The organism is Streptomyces sp. OR43, assembly GCF_008042275.1.
Classification (GTDB): Bacteria; Actinomycetota; Actinomycetes; order Streptomycetales; family Streptomycetaceae; genus Streptomyces.
Genome location: NZ_RDBK01000008.1, coordinates 625351 through 640516, shown reverse-complemented (window position 1 = coordinate 640516; position 15166 = coordinate 625351). Strand labels below are relative to the sequence as shown.

General features: G+C 71.5%; 10 protein-coding genes, 1 tRNA gene and 2 pseudogenes. 5 read left to right on the top strand and 8 right to left on the bottom strand.

The genetic code is table 11. The features are described 5' to 3' along the window. Window positions 1-37: 37 nt before the first annotated feature. From EAO72_RS06920 to pgsA, 3 genes are read right to left on the bottom strand one after another with little or no spacing between them, the layout of a single operon-like run. Entirely contained in the window at window positions 38-1198 is a 1161-nt protein-coding gene (locus EAO72_RS06920) for a glycosyltransferase family 4 protein (protein WP_148016284.1), read from the bottom strand. After that, the gene (locus tag EAO72_RS06915; RefSeq protein WP_148016283.1) at window positions 1195-2130 is read right to left on the bottom strand and encodes a phosphatidylinositol mannoside acyltransferase; all 936 of its coding nucleotides are present in this window, start codon (window positions 2128-2130) and stop codon (window positions 1195-1197) included. The genes EAO72_RS06920 and EAO72_RS06915 overlap by 4 nt, the downstream gene beginning before the upstream one ends. Then, on the bottom strand, window positions 2127-2807 hold the full coding sequence (pgsA, locus tag EAO72_RS06910) for a phosphatidylinositol phosphate synthase (RefSeq protein ID WP_148016282.1): 681 nt from the start codon (window positions 2805-2807) through the stop codon (window positions 2127-2129). The genes EAO72_RS06915 and pgsA overlap by 4 nt, the downstream gene beginning before the upstream one ends. Before the next feature lie 306 nt (window positions 2808-3113). On the opposite strand from pgsA, the gene EAO72_RS06905 reads away from it, so the two are divergent. After that, entirely contained in the window at window positions 3114-5339 is a 2226-nt protein-coding gene (locus tag EAO72_RS06905) for an elongation factor G-like protein EF-G2 (RefSeq protein ID WP_148016281.1), read from the top strand. Window positions 5340-5498: 159 nt separating this feature from the next. Next, a complete protein-coding gene (locus tag EAO72_RS06900; protein ID WP_148016280.1) occupies window positions 5499-7169 on the top strand; it encodes a hypothetical protein in 1671 nt (556 codons plus the stop codon). A gap of 70 nt (window positions 7170-7239) precedes the next feature. Here the strand turns inward: EAO72_RS06900 and EAO72_RS06895 are convergent, their stop codons facing one another. Then, window positions 7240-7803 carry an HIT family protein gene (locus EAO72_RS06895; protein ID WP_148016279.1) on the bottom strand — a complete coding sequence of 188 codons (564 nt, stop codon included), beginning with the start codon at window positions 7801-7803 and terminating at the stop codon, window positions 7240-7242. 66 nt (window positions 7804-7869) lie between these two features. Between EAO72_RS06895 and EAO72_RS06890 the strand changes: the two genes are divergently transcribed. Further along, the gene (locus tag EAO72_RS06890; protein WP_148016278.1) at window positions 7870-8547 is read left to right on the top strand and encodes a potassium channel family protein; all 678 of its coding nucleotides are present in this window, start codon (window positions 7870-7872) and stop codon (window positions 8545-8547) included. Between the two features lie 99 nt (window positions 8548-8646). Here EAO72_RS06890 and thrS read toward each other — a convergent pair whose 3' ends face one another. From thrS to EAO72_RS06875, 3 genes and pseudogenes are all read right to left on the bottom strand, one after another. Then, complete coding sequence (thrS, locus tag EAO72_RS06885; RefSeq protein ID WP_148016277.1) at window positions 8647-10623, bottom strand: threonine--tRNA ligase; 1977 nt, start codon at window positions 10621-10623, stop codon at window positions 8647-8649. Between the two features lie 105 nt (window positions 10624-10728). Further along, a pseudogene (locus EAO72_RS06880) lies at window positions 10729-11971 on the bottom strand (hypothetical protein). Beyond that, window positions 11971-12537, bottom strand: a complete 567-nt coding sequence (locus tag EAO72_RS06875) for a DUF4365 domain-containing protein (protein WP_148016276.1) — start codon at window positions 12535-12537, stop codon at window positions 11971-11973. Before EAO72_RS06875 ends, EAO72_RS06880 begins: the two are co-directional and overlap by 1 nt. Window positions 12538-12726: 189 nt before the next feature. Here EAO72_RS06875 and EAO72_RS06870 point away from each other — a divergent pair, with 189 nt between their 5' ends. Continuing rightward, the gene (locus EAO72_RS06870; RefSeq protein WP_148016275.1) at window positions 12727-13452 is read left to right on the top strand and encodes a 3'-5' exonuclease; all 726 of its coding nucleotides are present in this window, start codon (window positions 12727-12729) and stop codon (window positions 13450-13452) included. Between the two features lie 249 nt (window positions 13453-13701). On the opposite strand, the gene EAO72_RS06865 is transcribed toward EAO72_RS06870, so the two are convergent. Then, a tRNA-Val gene (locus EAO72_RS06865) sits at window positions 13702-13773 on the bottom strand. Window positions 13774-13959: 186 nt separating this feature from the next. Between EAO72_RS06865 and EAO72_RS06860 the strand changes: the two are divergent. Then, window positions 13960-15166 (top strand): annotated as a pseudogene (locus EAO72_RS06860) (SCO7613 C-terminal domain-containing membrane protein); the annotation flags it as partial.

Sequence of the window (15166 nt, the reverse complement as noted above, 5' to 3'; positions counted from 1 at the left end):
CGTCCGGGGCCCGCGGTCCCCGCCCGCCGGCCCGGGATCAGTCCCGGGCCAGCCCGAACCGGGCCCGCAGCCCCGTGCGTTCGTCCGTCGCCACCGACGCGGCACCGTCCGCCACCGTCTCGTACACCGCGAGGATGTCGGCCCCGACCGTCGACCAGTCGAAGCGCCGCACGTGCGCGCTGCCGCGCTCGCGCAGCTCGGCACGCCGTTCCGGGTCCCCCAGCAGCCGGATCGCCGAAGCGGCCAGGGCGTCCGCGTCCTCGTTGGCGAACAGCTCGCCCGCCGCGCCCAGGTCCAGGACCTGGGCGAACGCGTCCAGGTCGCTGGCCAGGACCGGCGCGCCCGCCGACATGGCCTCGACGAGGATGATGCCGAAGCTCTCGCCGCCCGTGTTGGGCGCGACGTACACGTCGACGCTGCGCAGCAGCCGCGCCTTGTCCTCGTCGCTCACCATGCCGAGGAACTCGACGCGTGCGCGCATCTCCTCGGGGAGCGAGGCCACGGCCTCCTCCTCGTCGCCCCGGCCCGCCACGAGCAGCCGGGTGTCCGGGCGTGCCGCGAGGATCGCGGGCAGGGCGCGCATCAGGACGGGCAGGCCCTTACGGGGCTCGTCGATGCGCCCGATGAAGCCGATCGTGCCGCGCTGCCACTCGGGCCTGGGCTCGGCCGCCGCGAAGAAGCCGACGTCCACCCCGTTGGGGATGACGACCGCGTCGCCGCCCAGGTGCTCGACCAGGGTCCGGCGCGCGTACTCGCTGACCGCGATGCGGGCGCTGATCTTCTCCAGCGCCGGCTGGAGGATCGGATAGGCGGCGATCATCGCCCGCGAGCGCGGATTGGACGTGTGGAACGTGGCGACGATCGGCCCCTGCGCCGCCCAGCAGGTCAGCAGCCCCAGCGACGGTGAGGTCGGCTCATGGATGTGGATCACGTCGAACGTGCCGTCGTGCAGCCACCGCCGCACCCGGGCAGCGGACAGGAAACCGAAGTTCAGCCGGGCGACGGAGCCGTTGTACGGGACGGGCACGGCCCGGCCCGCGGACACCACGTAGGGCGGCAGCGGCGTCTCGTCGTCGGCCGGGGCCAGCACGGAGACCTGGTGTCCGAGCCGGATCAGATGCTCGGCCAGATCACGGATGTGGAACTGCACGCCGCCCGGAACGTCCCAGGAGTACGGGCAGACGATGCCGATCTTCACTGCTCGTCTCCGCGGGGTTCGAGGTCGGAGAGCCAGAGCCGTTGCAGCATGTGCCAGTCCTCCGGGTGCTCGGCGATGCCCAGGGCGAACGCGTCGGCCAGGGCCTGTGTCATCACAGACGTCCTCTCCGTGCGGTCACCTGAGCCGGGTACCTCGACAGGCGGATGGATCCGCGCCTTCATCACCGGCGTGTCGTCGTACGAGAGCGTGACCGGCAGCAGGAGCGCACCGGTCTGCTGGGCCAGCAGCGCCGGGCCCGCGGGCATCCGGGCCGTGTCACCGAAGAACGACACCTCGACGCCCGAGGCCGACAGGTCGCGGTCGGCGACCAGGCAGACCAGGCCGCCCTCGCGCAGCCGGCGCGCCAGCGTCCCGAACGCGGTCCCGCCGTTGTGCGCGAGCACCTCCATGCCCAGGCCCTCGCGGTACGCCACGAACCGGTCGTACAGCGACTCGGGCTTGAGCCGCTCGGCGACCGTGGTGAACGGAACCTTCAGGTCCGTGGTGACCCACGCGCCCGCCAGGTCCCAGTTCCCCAGGTGCGGCAGGGCGAGGACGACCCCGCGCCCCGCGTCGAGCCCTTCGGTCAGCCGGTGCGCGTCCGTCACGTCGATGGACGCCTTGATCCGCTCGGGCGTCCAGGTGGGCAGCCGGAACGACTCCATCCAGTAGCGCATGTACGAGCGCATGCCGGCCTTGGAGAGTGCCGCGAGCCGGGCCGGGCTCGCGTCCGGCACGACCCGCGCCAGGTTCGACTCCAGCCGCAGCACGCTCTTGCCGCGCCGCTTCCAGACCTGGTCGGCGATGGTGCGGAAGAGCGCCTTCGCGACGGGTTCGGGCAGCTTCTTGACCGCGGCCCAGCCCAGTCCGTAGAGGCCGTCGCTCAGCCGCTCGCCGGCACCGGGCTTGGTGTCCCCGGCCGCGCCGCTCACTGCGCCGCCTCGCTCCCCCGGTCCCCGGCAGCCGATACCGCGGCGGCCGCGTCGGCCTCGGCCGACTCACGGCGCACGGTCACGACCCGCTGCACCAGCGTCACCAGGCTGCCGACGGCGACGATCCACAGGGCGATCGGGAGCAGGATGTCGATCCCCGGCACACCGAACGCGTGCAGACCGGCCAGACCGGCGGCGACCAGCGAGATCACCAGGCGCTCGGCACGCTCCACGAGTCCGTTGACCGCGACCGGCAGCCCGATCGACTCGCCGCGCGCCTTGGTGTACGAGACCACCTGGCCGCTCGCCAGGCAGAAGATCGCGACCGCGCACAGGACGTTGTCGTCGCCGCTGCCCGCGTACCAGAGCGCGAAACCGGCGAAGATCGCCCCGTCGGCGACCCGGTCGAGCGTCGAGTCGAGGAACGCGCCCCAGCGGCTGGAGATGCCCGCCTGCCGCGCCATGTTGCCGTCGACGAGGTCGGAGAAGACGAAGATCGTGATGACGATCGTGCCCCAGAAGAACTCCCCCATCGGGAAGAAGACCAGCGCACCTGCCATCACCCCGGCCGTGCCGATCAGAGTGACCGCGTCAGGGCTCACGCCCAGACGCAGCAGCAGTGCGGCGAACGGCGTGAGGACACGCGTAAAAAATGCACGCGCGTACTTGTTCAGCATGGCCTTCCCGAGGGTCGGTGGGCCGCATGGCCCCATCGGCCACCGGCTGGCCCATCGTAGTCACGACCGCGGGGATCCACTGTCCGGGCACCCTGGGAGACGCCGTCGACCGGCCGGGGACGTGAGGCCCGGTTCCGTGCGGCGGTGCACGGCGTATGGACGCAACCCGGACACAGTGCCAAGCTCGGAACTACCGCGGGCGTCGTCGTAGCCGCCGCGGCGGCTCTCCTTCGTGCCCGCGCAGCCACTCCCCATCCCGCGCCGGCGGTCCCCCCGCCCGGCGCCACCACCCGGGAGGCACGCGTCATGGGCGACAAGGCACACACGCACATCGGAGCCGCCGGAAGGGCAGCCACGGCCGGCCACCCCTCCGCCATCAGGAACGTGGTACTGGTCGGCCACAGTGGATCAGGCAAGACCACTCTCGTCGAGGCCCTGGCACAGACCGCGGGCGCGGTCAACCGGGCCGGCCGGGTCGAGGACGGCACCACGGTCTCCGACCACGACGGGATCGAACAGCGCAGGCAACGCTCGATCTCCCTCACCCTCGTCCCCGTCGACTGGGACGGAGTCAGGATCAACCTGCTGGACACTCCCGGATACGCCGACTTCGTCGGGGAGCTCAGGGCCGGTCTGCGCGCGGCGGACGCGGCCCTCTTCGTCGTCTCGGCCGCCCAGGAGGCCGACGCCGTCGCCGCCACCACCCGCGCCGTGTGGGAGGAGTGCGCGGCGGTCGGCATGCCGCGTGCCATCGTCGTCACCCACCTGGACACCGCCCGCACCTCCTTCGACGCGATGACCCGGATCTGCGGCGAGATCTTCGGCGGCGACGACCCAGACGCCGTGCTTCCGCTCTACCTGCCGGTGCAGGGACCCGAGGCCGCGGACGGACACGCGCCGCTGACCGGGCTCACGGGACTGCTCTCGCAGAAGATCTTCGACTACTCCGGCGGCGAACGGCGGGAGCAGCCGCCGGCCGACTCCCAGCAGGCGCCCCTGACGGATGCCCGCAACCGGCTGATCGAAGGCATCATCGCCGAGAGCGAGGACGAGACCCTGATGGACCGCTACCTCGGCGGCGCCGGCATCGACATCAAGACACTCGTCGACGACCTCGAACGCGCTGTCGCACGCGGCACCTTCCATCCCGTCCTCACCGCCGCCCCCGCCGCCGAGGGGGCCCGCCAGGGGATCGGCACCGTCGAACTCCTCGACCTGATCACCGGCGGTTTCCCCACGCCGCTCGAGCGCCCACTGCCCGCCGTCACCACCCTGCACGGCGCCTCGCTCCCCGCCCTGGACTGCGATCCGCAGGGCCCTCTGGCCGCCGAGGTCGTCAAGACGGACTCCGACCCGTACATCGGCCGGCTCTCGCTCGTACGCGTCTTCTCCGGCACCCTGCGCCCCGACGACACGGTGCACGTTTCCGGCCATGGACTGGACGACCCCGGTCACGACGCCCGGCCCCTCCACGAGACCGAGATCCGCGTCGGGGCGCTGTCCTCCCCCTTCGGCAAGCAGCAGCGGCCCGTCACCGCGTGCGTCGCCGGCGATCTCGTCTGCGTCGCCCGGCTGGACACCGCGGAGACCGGCGATACGCTCTCCGCCCCCGGCCATCCCCTGCTGATGCAGCCGTGGACGATGCCCGATCCCCTGCTGCCGCTCGCCATCGAGGCACACAGCAAGGCCGACGAGGACAAGCTCTCCCAGGGCCTGGCACGCCTCGTCGCCGAGGATCCGACCATGCGCCTGGAACAGAACCAGGACACGCACCAGGTCGTCCTGTGGTGCCTCGGGGAAGCCCATCTGGACGTGGCGCTGGACCGGCTGCGCAGCCGCTACGGCGTCCAGGTCGACGCCGTCCCCCACCGCGTCGCGCTGCGTGAGACGTTCGCCGGGCCGTCCACCGGACGCGGCCGCCACGTCAAACAGTCCGGCGGCCACGGCCAGTACGCCATCTGCGAGATCGACGTCGAGCCGCTGCCGCCGGGCTCGGGCATCGAATTCGTCGACAAGGTGGCCGGCGGATCAGTACCCCGCCAGTTCGTCTCCTCCGTCGAGAAGGGCGTCCGCGCCCAGGCCGCCCGCGGCCTGACCACCGGACACCCCCTGGTCGACGTCCGCGTCACGCTGCGGGACGGCAAGTCGCACTCCGTGGACTCCTCCGACGCCGCCTTCCAGACCGCGGGCGCCCTGGCCCTGCGCGAGGCGGCGGGCGACGCCCGCATCCGGCTCCTGGAACCCGTCGCCGAGGTCCGCGTCCTGATCCCCGACGACTACGTCGGCCCGGTGATGAGCGACCTCTCCGGCCGCCGCGGCCGCGTGACCGGCACCGAGCAGTCCGGCAGCGGACGCACCCTCGTACGGGCCGAGGTCCCCGAGCTGGAGATCGGACGCTACGCGGTCGACCTGCGCTCCCTGTCCCACGGAACCGGCCGGTTCGACCGCTCGTACGCCCGCCACGAGGCGATGCCCCCGCAGCTCGCCGACCGCCTCCACGGACAGCAGGAAAACGGCGCTAAAGGGACATAGAGCCCCGGGCTGCCCACCGTCGTCCACAGCGTTGTCCACAGGGCCGGACGGGGCGGCGATCCGGACGATACGCTGTGCTGCCAGGTCAGAAAGTGTGCCGGGCCCGGCAGTTGGGAAACAGCCGCAGGAGCGGTTCCTCGGCGGCGAGTGGGGGCGACAGTGGCCAGCAACGGATTCGATTTCTCTCCCGGAGCGCAGATTCCGCTCCAGGGGGCGGCTGGAGCGGCGGTGGCGACCAACGCCCTCGCCTCTGCCGCGTACCGGGACAGCCCGGTGGAGGAGATCCTCAAAGCCAACAGCGAATGGCACAAGTCGGAAGTCAAGGCGGGGCGTTCCAAGCTCTTCAAGTCCGACTACTTCAAACCCAACCTCGGCGAGGCCTTCTCCCGCGCCGTCCAGGAACGCATGCTGGGCGGCGCCCGGAAGGCCCTCATCCAGTCCTTCGGCAGCGACCCCCAGACCGTCGTCGAGCACTGCCTCTCCGCGACCCGCCTGCGCAAGGCACGCGACACCAAACTCACCGCGGTGACCGCCCTGTTCGGCTTCGTCTTCCTGCCCGGGATGCTGCTGTGGGTCATCGCGTTCCGGCTGCGCGACGGCCTCGCCAACACCAAGGACAAGGGCCTCGCCGCCCTCGGCAACGCGCTGCTGCCCATCGTCGGCATCGGCGCCCTGTTCCTCCTGGTCGCCATGCCCCTCGACGGGCTCCTGGCGCTGTACCTCCGCGCGATGATCGTGGCGCCCGTCATCGGCTGGCTGATCGCCAAACGGATCGCCGAGAAGTCGGCCCAGGACATGCGCGCCCGCTGGGAAGGGCTCCTCTCCGGCGGCGGCGTCATCGCGAAGATCCCGGAAGCCGTGCCGAAGAACCCCAACGAGACCGCCCGCGAGGCACTCCGCCAGGGCCTGGAGAAGCTCTCCGCCGAACAGCAGTCCAACTCCGTCTTCTACGCCGGCCCCAAGGGCATCCTCGGCATGGGCACCCGCTGGGGCAGCTGGCAGCTCGCCGAAGACCTCGTCGCCAAGGACCCCGCCAAGGAGTTCCACCAGTTCCGCAGCTGGGACCTGATCAGGGTCATCCATGACCAGCTCAAGATGCTGGAGCGCGGCCCCCTGAACACCGGCGGATTCCCCACCCCGTCCGTCACCCACTGGATCGTGTCGCCCGTCGGGGAGAACACCGACGAGGTGTCCCGCCCCGAGGGCGAGGACGTCGCCACCTTCCAGGTCAAGCCCCACGAGATACAGCGGATCTGCAATCACCAGCAGTTCGGCGGCGGCGACCGCCACTACCTGGGCGTCCAGTTCACCCTCTGGGACGGCCAGCTGGTCATCACCATGATGATCACCGTCACGGTGCTCTTCGAGACCCTGCGCATCGAGGTCACCGGACACGCCCTCGGCCCCGTCCACTCCCTGTTCACCAGCAAGCCCGCCGCCAAGAAGAAGACGGTCAACAAGACCGTCAGGTTCTGGGAGACGCGCGACATCACACTGGCCCTGGTCGAGTCGAAGGAGGTCGTCCGCCTCGCCCTGCGCGCCCCCTTCACCTGGTACCCGCCGCTCCTCGACTACCTGGGCGGCAAGATCGCCCTGCCCGAACCCTTCGGACTGCGGCACGCCTGGGCCGAGAAGCCGTGGCGCCACCGCTTCATGGCCGACGACGCGATGCGGGCCGCCACACCCGTCCTGCGCGTCGTCCACAGCGCCGCCATGAAGGTCCTGGAGGAGAACGGCGTCGACACGGACCGCTTCGACAACCGCTCGTCGATACTGAGCGGACTGGTCCAGGACCCCACCCCGCGCAAGGCCGACCTCTACGACGCCTGACGACAGACGCGAGGGGCGCCTCCGGGTCTTCCGGGGGCGCCCCTCGCGGTGCGGAGAAAAGAAGCCGGAGTCAGACCTCGCGCGGCCAGGCGTCGGCCAGCATCGCGCGGGTGTCCGCCAGCAGCTGCGGCAGCACCTTGGTGTGACCCACCACCGGCATGAAGTTGGTGTCGCCACCCCATCGCGGCACCAGATGCTGGTGCAGATGCGCGGCGATCCCCGCACCCGCCACAGCACCCTGGTTCATCCCGATGTTGAACCCGTGCGCCCCCGACGCCCCGCGCAGCGCGGTCATCGCACGCTTGGTGAAATCGGCGAGCTCCACCGTCTCCGGACCGTCCAGCTCGGTGTAGTCCGCGACATGGCGGTACGGCACCACCATCAGATGCCCGCCGTTGTACGGATACAGGTTGAGCACCGCGTAGACCTTCTCGCCGCGCGCGACGACGAGCCCGTCCTCGTCCGACTTCGAGGGGATCTCACAGAACGGACAGCCGTCGCCGGCCTCCGGGCCGGTCGGCTTGTTCTCGCCCTGGATGTACGCCATCCGGTGGGGCGTCCACAGGCGCTGGAACGCATCGGGCGTCCCCACTCCGATCTGCTGCTCCGGCTCACTCGTCATGCCGATCAGCATATTGCGTACCCCACGCGAAGCGTGTCGCCGGGGCCGATCCCGTCCGCCCGGCGCGATGCTGGCCCGATGCGCGACCGCAGCCCGGCCCGGCCCTCACCCGCTCTGACCCTCTGGGAGCAGCGCACCGAGCTACCCCTCTTCGCCGCCTCGCTGATCTTCCTCCTCGGCTACGCGACCCGCGTCCTCGCACCGCACGACGCCGAACCGTGGCACGACCTCGCCCTCGCCCTGGTCGCCGCCACCTGGCTCCTCTTCGTCATCGACTACGCCGTACGGCTCCGTCTCAGCGGCCTGGGCCACCGCTTCGTCCGGGTCCGCTGGCTCGACACGCTCGTGCTCCTGCTTCCGCTGCTGCGCCCGCTGCGCCTGATCAAGGTCTACACGGCCATCCAGAAGCGTCACGACGAACCGCGGCTGAGCCTGTACGCACGGGTCATGTCGTACGCCGGCCTGGCGGCCCTGCTGCTCGGCTTCTCGGCGGCTCTCGCGGTCTACCACCAGGAGCACGACGCGCCGGACGCGTCGATCCGGACCTTCGGCGACTCGGTCTGGTGGGCGTGCGCGACGCTCACGACGGTGGGGTACGGGGATGCCGTACCGGTGACGCCGTGGGGCCGGGTGGTCGCGGCGTTCCTGATGGCCTGCGGGCTGGCGCTGCTGGGGGCGGTGACGGGCTCGTTCTCGTCGTGGCTGATCCAGGTGTTCCGGCGGGAGGACGAGAAAGGGCCCCCGGTGAGCGGGTAGCTCACCGGGGGCCGGGCCCCGCGTGTGCGGGGAGCAATCAAGCGCGTTGCCAAGCTTGCGGTGCTCGCGCGGGTCACCCCCGCTCACGCGGGGAACGCATCACACCTGTTCGCGACGCTCCACCACGCCAACGAGCTTGGCGATCGCTTCGTCACGGGCGATGCCGTTCTCCTGCGAGCCGTCGCGGTACCGGAACGACACCGTGCCCGCGTTCATGTCGTCGTCACCGACGATGATCATGAACGGCACCTTGGCCTTCTGGTGGTTCCTGATCTTCTTCTGCATCCGGTCCGAGGAAGCGTCCACGTCGATGCGCAGCCCCTTCTTCCGTGCCTCCGCCGCGAACTCCTGGAGGTAGGGGATGTGCGCGTCGCCGATCGGGATGCCGACCGCCTGGACGGGCGCCAGCCACACCGGGAACGCGCCCGCGTAGTGCTCGAGGAGCACCGCGAAGAAGCGCTCGATGGAGCCGAACAGGGCGCGGTGGATCATGACCGGGCGCTGCTTGGTGCCGTCGGGGCCCGTGTACTCCAGGTCGAAGCGCTCCGGCAGGTTGAAGTCGAGCTGCACGGTCGACATCTGCCAGGTCCGGCCGATGGCGTCCCGCGCCTGCACCGAGATCTTCGGGCCGTAGAACGCGGCACCGCCCGGGTCCGGGACCAGGGGCAGACCCTGCTTCTCGGCGACCTGGCGCAGCGTCTCGGTGGCCTCTTCCCAGGTCTCGTCCGAGCCGACGTACTTCTCCGGGTCCTTGGTGGACAGCTCCAGGTAGAAGTCGGTCAGACCGTAGTCGCGGAGCAGGTTCAGGACGAAGGTGAGCGTCCGGTCCAGCTCCTCCGCCATCTGCTCCTTGGTGCAGTAGATGTGCGCGTCGTCCTGCGTGAAGCCGCGGGAGCGGGTCAGACCGTGTACGACGCCCGACTTCTCGTACCGGTACACCGTGCCGAACTCGAAGAGGCGCAGGGGCAGTTCACGGTACGAACGACCGCGCGCGTCGAAGATCAGGTTGTGCATGGGGCAGTTCATCGGCTTGAGGTAGTAGTCCACCCCGTCGTCGAGCTGCATGGGCGGGTACATGCCGTCGGCGTACCAGTCCAGGTGGCCGGACTTCTCGAAGAGCTTGCCCTTGGTGGCGTGCGGCGAGTAGACGAACTCGTAGCCCTCCTCCTCGTGGCGGCGCCGCGAGTAGTCCTCCATGGCCCGGCGGATGACGCCGCCCTTGGGGTGGAAGACGGCGAGGCCGGGACCGATCTCGTCGGGGAAGGAGAAGAGGTCCAGCTCGTTGCCGAGTCGCCGGTGGTCGCGCCGGGCGGCCTCCTCCAGGAACTCCAGGTGCGCCTTCAGCTCGTCCTTGGTCGGCCAGGCGGTCCCGTAGATGCGCTGGAGCATCGGGTTCTTCTCGCTGCCCCGCCAGTACGCCGCCGCGTTCCGCATGAGCTTGAACGCCGGGATGAACCGGGTGGTCGGCAGGTGCGGGCCCCGGCAGAGGTCGCGCCAGCACAGCTCGCTGGTCTTCGGGTCGAGGTTGTCGTAGATGGTCAGCTCGCCGCCGCCCACCTCGACGTCCGCGCCGTCGTCCGAGGAGGCGGAGCCCTTGATGCCGATGAGCTCCAGCTTGTACGGCTCGTCGGCGAGCTCCTCGCGGGCCGCCTCGTCCGTCACGACCCGGCGGGAGAACCTCTGGCCCCGCTTCTGGATCTCCTGCATCTTCTTCTCGATGGCCTTGAGGTCCTCGGGCGTGAACGGCTTCTCGACGTCGAAGTCGTAGTAGAAGCCGTCCTTGACCGGCGGGCCGATGCCGAGCTTGGCCTCGGGGTGCAGCTCCTGCACGGCCTGTGCCATCACGTGTGCGGTGGAGTGCCGCAGGATGTTGAGGCCGTCCTCGGAGGAGATCAGGACGGGCTCGACACTCTCGCCGTCCTTGAGCTCGTACGCGAGGTCCTTCAGTTCACCGCCGATGCGGGCGGCGACGACGGTGCGCTCGCCGGGGAAGAGCTCGGCTGCCGTAGTGCCCGTCGTCACCACGCGCTCTTCCCGCTCGGAATCGCGTTGGATGGTCACACGGACGTCTGACACCGGTCTCTCCTGACTGAGGGGGCGCACCCGCATTCCCATGGCGGACGCAAGGAGAATCGTACCGAGCCGACGGCCCCCTTAGCGAAATGGGCCGCCTGCGCCCCGCTACTCCCCCGTGCATGCCTCCTCGAAGGAGTCGACGTTCTCCTGGAGCGACTTCATCAGCCGGTCCCGCTCCTCCTCGTCGACCTGCACCGGAACCACCTGCGAGGCCCGGGTCAGACGCCGGAAGCCGCCCCGGCTCTCCAGCCTGCCCTCGACCCGCACGGGAAGCCCCACCAGATGGGCCTGCCCCGCGATCCGGTACGCCTCCTCGTCGAGCTCCAGTCGCACGTGCGGCACCTCGGCGCCCGCCAGGACCCGCAGCCGTACGATCCCGGCTCCGCGCGGCCCCGAGCGGCGCAGGCGCACGACGGCGCCGGTGATCCGTACGGTCACCGCGGGCTCGTCCCGGAGATAGCGGGCACCGGCCCGGCGCAGGGCCGGCAGGTCGCCCGGGGAGAACTCGACCGGTTCGGGGCGTGCCGGGCAGCCGTCGGGGGCCCCGGCGGCGGGCGCCCAGTCCAGCGCGATGCCGGCCCCCTCCGAGCCCCGGACGAGCGCGATCACCGCCTCGGTCAGTTCCCGGCTGACGCCCGCCTCGACCGCGGAGTCGAAGGCCTCCATGCCGCCGGTGGCCCGTTGGTAGTCGACGGCCTCCCGGGCGGCATGCAGGGCGTGGTGGAGCCGGACGGCGAGGGGGCGGCCCGCCTCGACGGGGAGGAACGCCGTGAGCTCGCGGCCACCGGGTGCGGGGCCGATGAGGAGCGAGCCGAGCGTCGCCATGGCGCGGCGACGGTGGCGGGCGCCGTGGTAGCCGGCCCGGCCGCGCACGGCGAGTGCGCCGGCCAGCAGGATCTGGCGGGCGGCGCCGTGCAGCTGCTCCGCCCCGGTCCAGCCGGCCGCCCCGGCGGTTCCGGTCCCGGGTTCGGGCACCTCGCGCCACCAGCGGATCTCGTCGCTGGGGACGGCGAGGGCGATCAGGACCTCGCGGGCGGAGGGAGCGGCGCTGCGGGCGAGGGCGGTCAGGGCCTCCGCCAGCAGGTCCTCGCTGTCGGGGAACGCGGTGGTGTCGGGTACGAGCAGGCTGGTGGAGGGGCCGGGCGGTACAGCCGCTGGACCCTCCACCACGGCGCTGCCAGCCGTGGCGGGCGAGCAGGACGCCGAGGACCGCGGGGTCGACGCGTGCGGGGTCGGGGAGGCCATGGGCGGGCGAGGCCGTGGGCCAGGGGCCCGCCGGTTCGGCGGGGTGGGGTCGGACGGCTGACGGGAACACTTCGTGGACGGGCTCGTCCATCGGCCGGTGCATCAGGGTCTCCCTCCCGCCCCGACGCGGGTCATGATCTCGCAGAGGGCTCGGTCGTCGAAGATGCGCGAGGTCGGGATCCGCACGGTCGTCCGGTGCCGGCCGGTCACGGCGTGGCCGGCCAGGTTGGTCCAGTAGCAGCAGTGCCGCAGGTCGAGGCGGTCGTGTCCGGCGCGCAGCCAGTCGTCCTGGCTCCGGGGCACGAGCATCACGACGAGGATCTTGTGCACGGACACGGGGGTCCGGGCGAGCTTCACGAGGTGGGCGTTGTCGAGCGTGAAGGCGAAGGTCGGGCCGGGCGGCCGGGGCGGTATCTGGTAGGTGCACTTCAGCTGGACCTTGATGGTCACCTCGTCGTCGACGACGTGGCCGGGGGCTCCGTGGCTGACGTGCCAGTCGATGCCGTTGTCGGGGAAGGGCTGCGACAGGGAGCACCCCGCCGCGGCCGCGACCGCGTGCAGGTAACCCACCTGGAGGGTCTCCATGCAGGCGGTGGTGGCGAGTGCGCCGCGCAGCGGTGCGGTCCGCTGGGGCAGCAGCCCACTCGGTTCGGGCTGCGCGAGCGCCATGGCTCCGTATGCCTTCCGGGCTGTGCCGATGGGTGTGGGACGTGGCGGTAATTCAACTTCCGTCCCCGTCACCTGTGTTGTCACCGCACAGGACCGCCCTCAAACGGCGTATCAGGCAAAGGGTGCGGGTATCACCGAACCGGGCAGAGGAATCACACCATCTGCCGCTCGGGCGCGAGGAGTTCGGGGATGACTCATTGGTATGAGGGGCCGTTGGCCGCTTTCGACACCGAGACGACGGGAGTGGACGTCGAGCAGGACCGGATCGTTTCGGCCGCGCTCGTCGTCCAGGACAGTTCCGGCGGGCGGACGCACGTCACCCGCTGGCTCGTGAATCCGGGGATTCCGGTGCCCGTGGGGGCGACGGAGATCCACGGTCTGACCGACGACCATCTCCAGCGCAACGGGCGGTGGCCCGCGCCGGTGGTGGAGGAGATAGCCAGGGCGCTGGCCGAGCAGAGCGCGGCGGGCCGGCCGCTGGTCGTGATGAACGCGCCGTTCGATCTGACGCTGCTGGACCGCGAGCTGCGACGGCACCGGGCATCGTCGCTCGGCGGCTATCTGGAGAACGCCTCGCTGTGCGTGCTGGATCCGCGGGTGCTGGACAAGCACCTGGACCGCTACCGCAAGGGCCGTCGTACGCTCACGGATCTCTGCGAGCTGTACGGAGTGGTCCTGGACGGGGCCCATGACGCGGCGGCCGACGCGGCGGCCTCGCTGGAGCTGGTCCGGGCGGTGGGGCGGCGGTTCGCCACCCGTCTGGAGCGGCTGACCCCGGCGGAGCTGCACACCCTCCAGGCGGTGTGGCACGCGGCCCAGGCGCGGGGCCTTCAGGCCTGGTTCGCCAAGAGCGGGACACCCGAGACGGTGGATCCGGCCTGGCCACTGCGCCCGGAGTTCCGTGCCGCGGCGTGAGCGGATGCGCCCGGAGTCCCGCGCTGCGGCGTGAGCGGGCGCACCCGAAGTTCCGTGCCACGGCGCAGGCGGATACGGCGCCGGAGTCCCGTGCTACCGCGTGAGCGCGTGTGCCCGGAATTCCGAGCCACGCCGTAAGCGGGTGCATCCCTGCGCCCCGTGSCACGGCGCAAGCCCATGCGGGTCCCGGTCCCCGGACGCGCAGAGGCCGGTCCGTCGGTGGTGCTGACGGACCGGCCTCTCCCGGGGTGGGCGATACTGGGTTCGAACCAGTGACCTCTTCGGTGTGAACGAAGCGCTCTCCCACTGAGCTAATCGCCCGGGAACGGGTTGAACCATACAGGGCTCGGCGGGTCTGCTTCAAACCGCTTCCGGCCGAGCCGCCGAACCCGGTTCCTCTCGTTCGGACCGGGCCGGGCTCGCGAGGCCCGCTACGCACGTACTCAGCCGGGTATCTGAGTACCTGTGCGCATGCCCGCCCGCGTGGCCCGCACCACACTCGCCTCCATGGAACATGTGCCGCCACCCGCCGAGGAACTGGTCATCCTCGACCGTGAGCTCGCCCGGCTCGATCTGCGCCGGTCCGAGCTGCTGACCCGCCGCACCTGGCTGCTGAGCGTGCTGCAGACACCCGGCCCCCGGGCGGCCGCTCCCCACACGCCTCAGTTCCCGCCGCCCGCGGCGCGTGCCGCGGCGTGGGGTGCGGGCTGGATCGGGACTCCGGCCTCGTCCGGTTCGCCGTCCGCGCCGCCCGCTCCCCCGGTCCGTACCCGCAGCGCGCAGAACGTGCTGCTCACCCTCGGTGGTCTGCTGCTGGCGATCGCCGCGATCGCGTTCACCCTGGTGAGCTGGGGTCAGTTGGGGATCGGAGGGCGTTCGGCGGTCCTGACCGCCGTGACGGTGGCGGCGCTGTCCGCGCCCGCGGTGCTGCTGCGACGGGGTCTGTCCTCGACGGCGGAGGCGCTCGGGGCGGTGGCCTCGGTGCTGATGGTGCTGGACTCCGTCGCGCTGTACCTGGTCGCGGTTCCGGACACCGGCGGGCTCGGGTACGCGGCCGTGGCCTCGGCCGTGCTCGCGGTGCTCTGGGCTGCCTACGGTCTGCTGCTCGACCGGTTGCGGCTCCCGCTGCCGCTGGCCGTGGTCAGTACGCAGCTGCCGCTGGTGCTGTGGGCGTGGGCCGCGGAGGCGGACGCTCTGGTCTTCTCCGTCGCGCTGCTGGCGACGGCGGCGCTGGACTGTGCGATCGCGGTGTGGTTCAAGGGAGTTGCGGTGCGGGTCACGGCCTGTGCCGGTCTCTGCGTCACCGGCGGTGCGGGTCTGCTGGTGGCTCTGGTGGAGTCGTTGTCGGCCGGTGGACCGGCCGCTGCGGTGGTGCCGGGGGTCCTGCTCCTGGCCGGTGCGGCGATCGCTCTCGCGGGAGCCCGCCGGGCGCCGGTGACGGTCGCGGTGGCCGCGGGCGCGGTGGCCGGACTGGCCGCGGTCGCCGCGGTGGGCGGGGTCGCGGCGGCCGGGGTGCCCGGTGGCTGGGCGGTGCAGGTCTACCTGGTGTGCGGCGGCCTGGTCCTGCTGGGCGTACGGGCTCCGCTGGGGCGTCCGGCCGGGCAGGGGCTCGTGTGGGCCGCGGGTGCGGTGGCGGCCCTGTCGGTGCTGTACGCGGCCGCCCCGGTGGCGGTGGTGCTGGTGGGTCCGGTGAGCCGGCTGGGCGGGCTGTGGG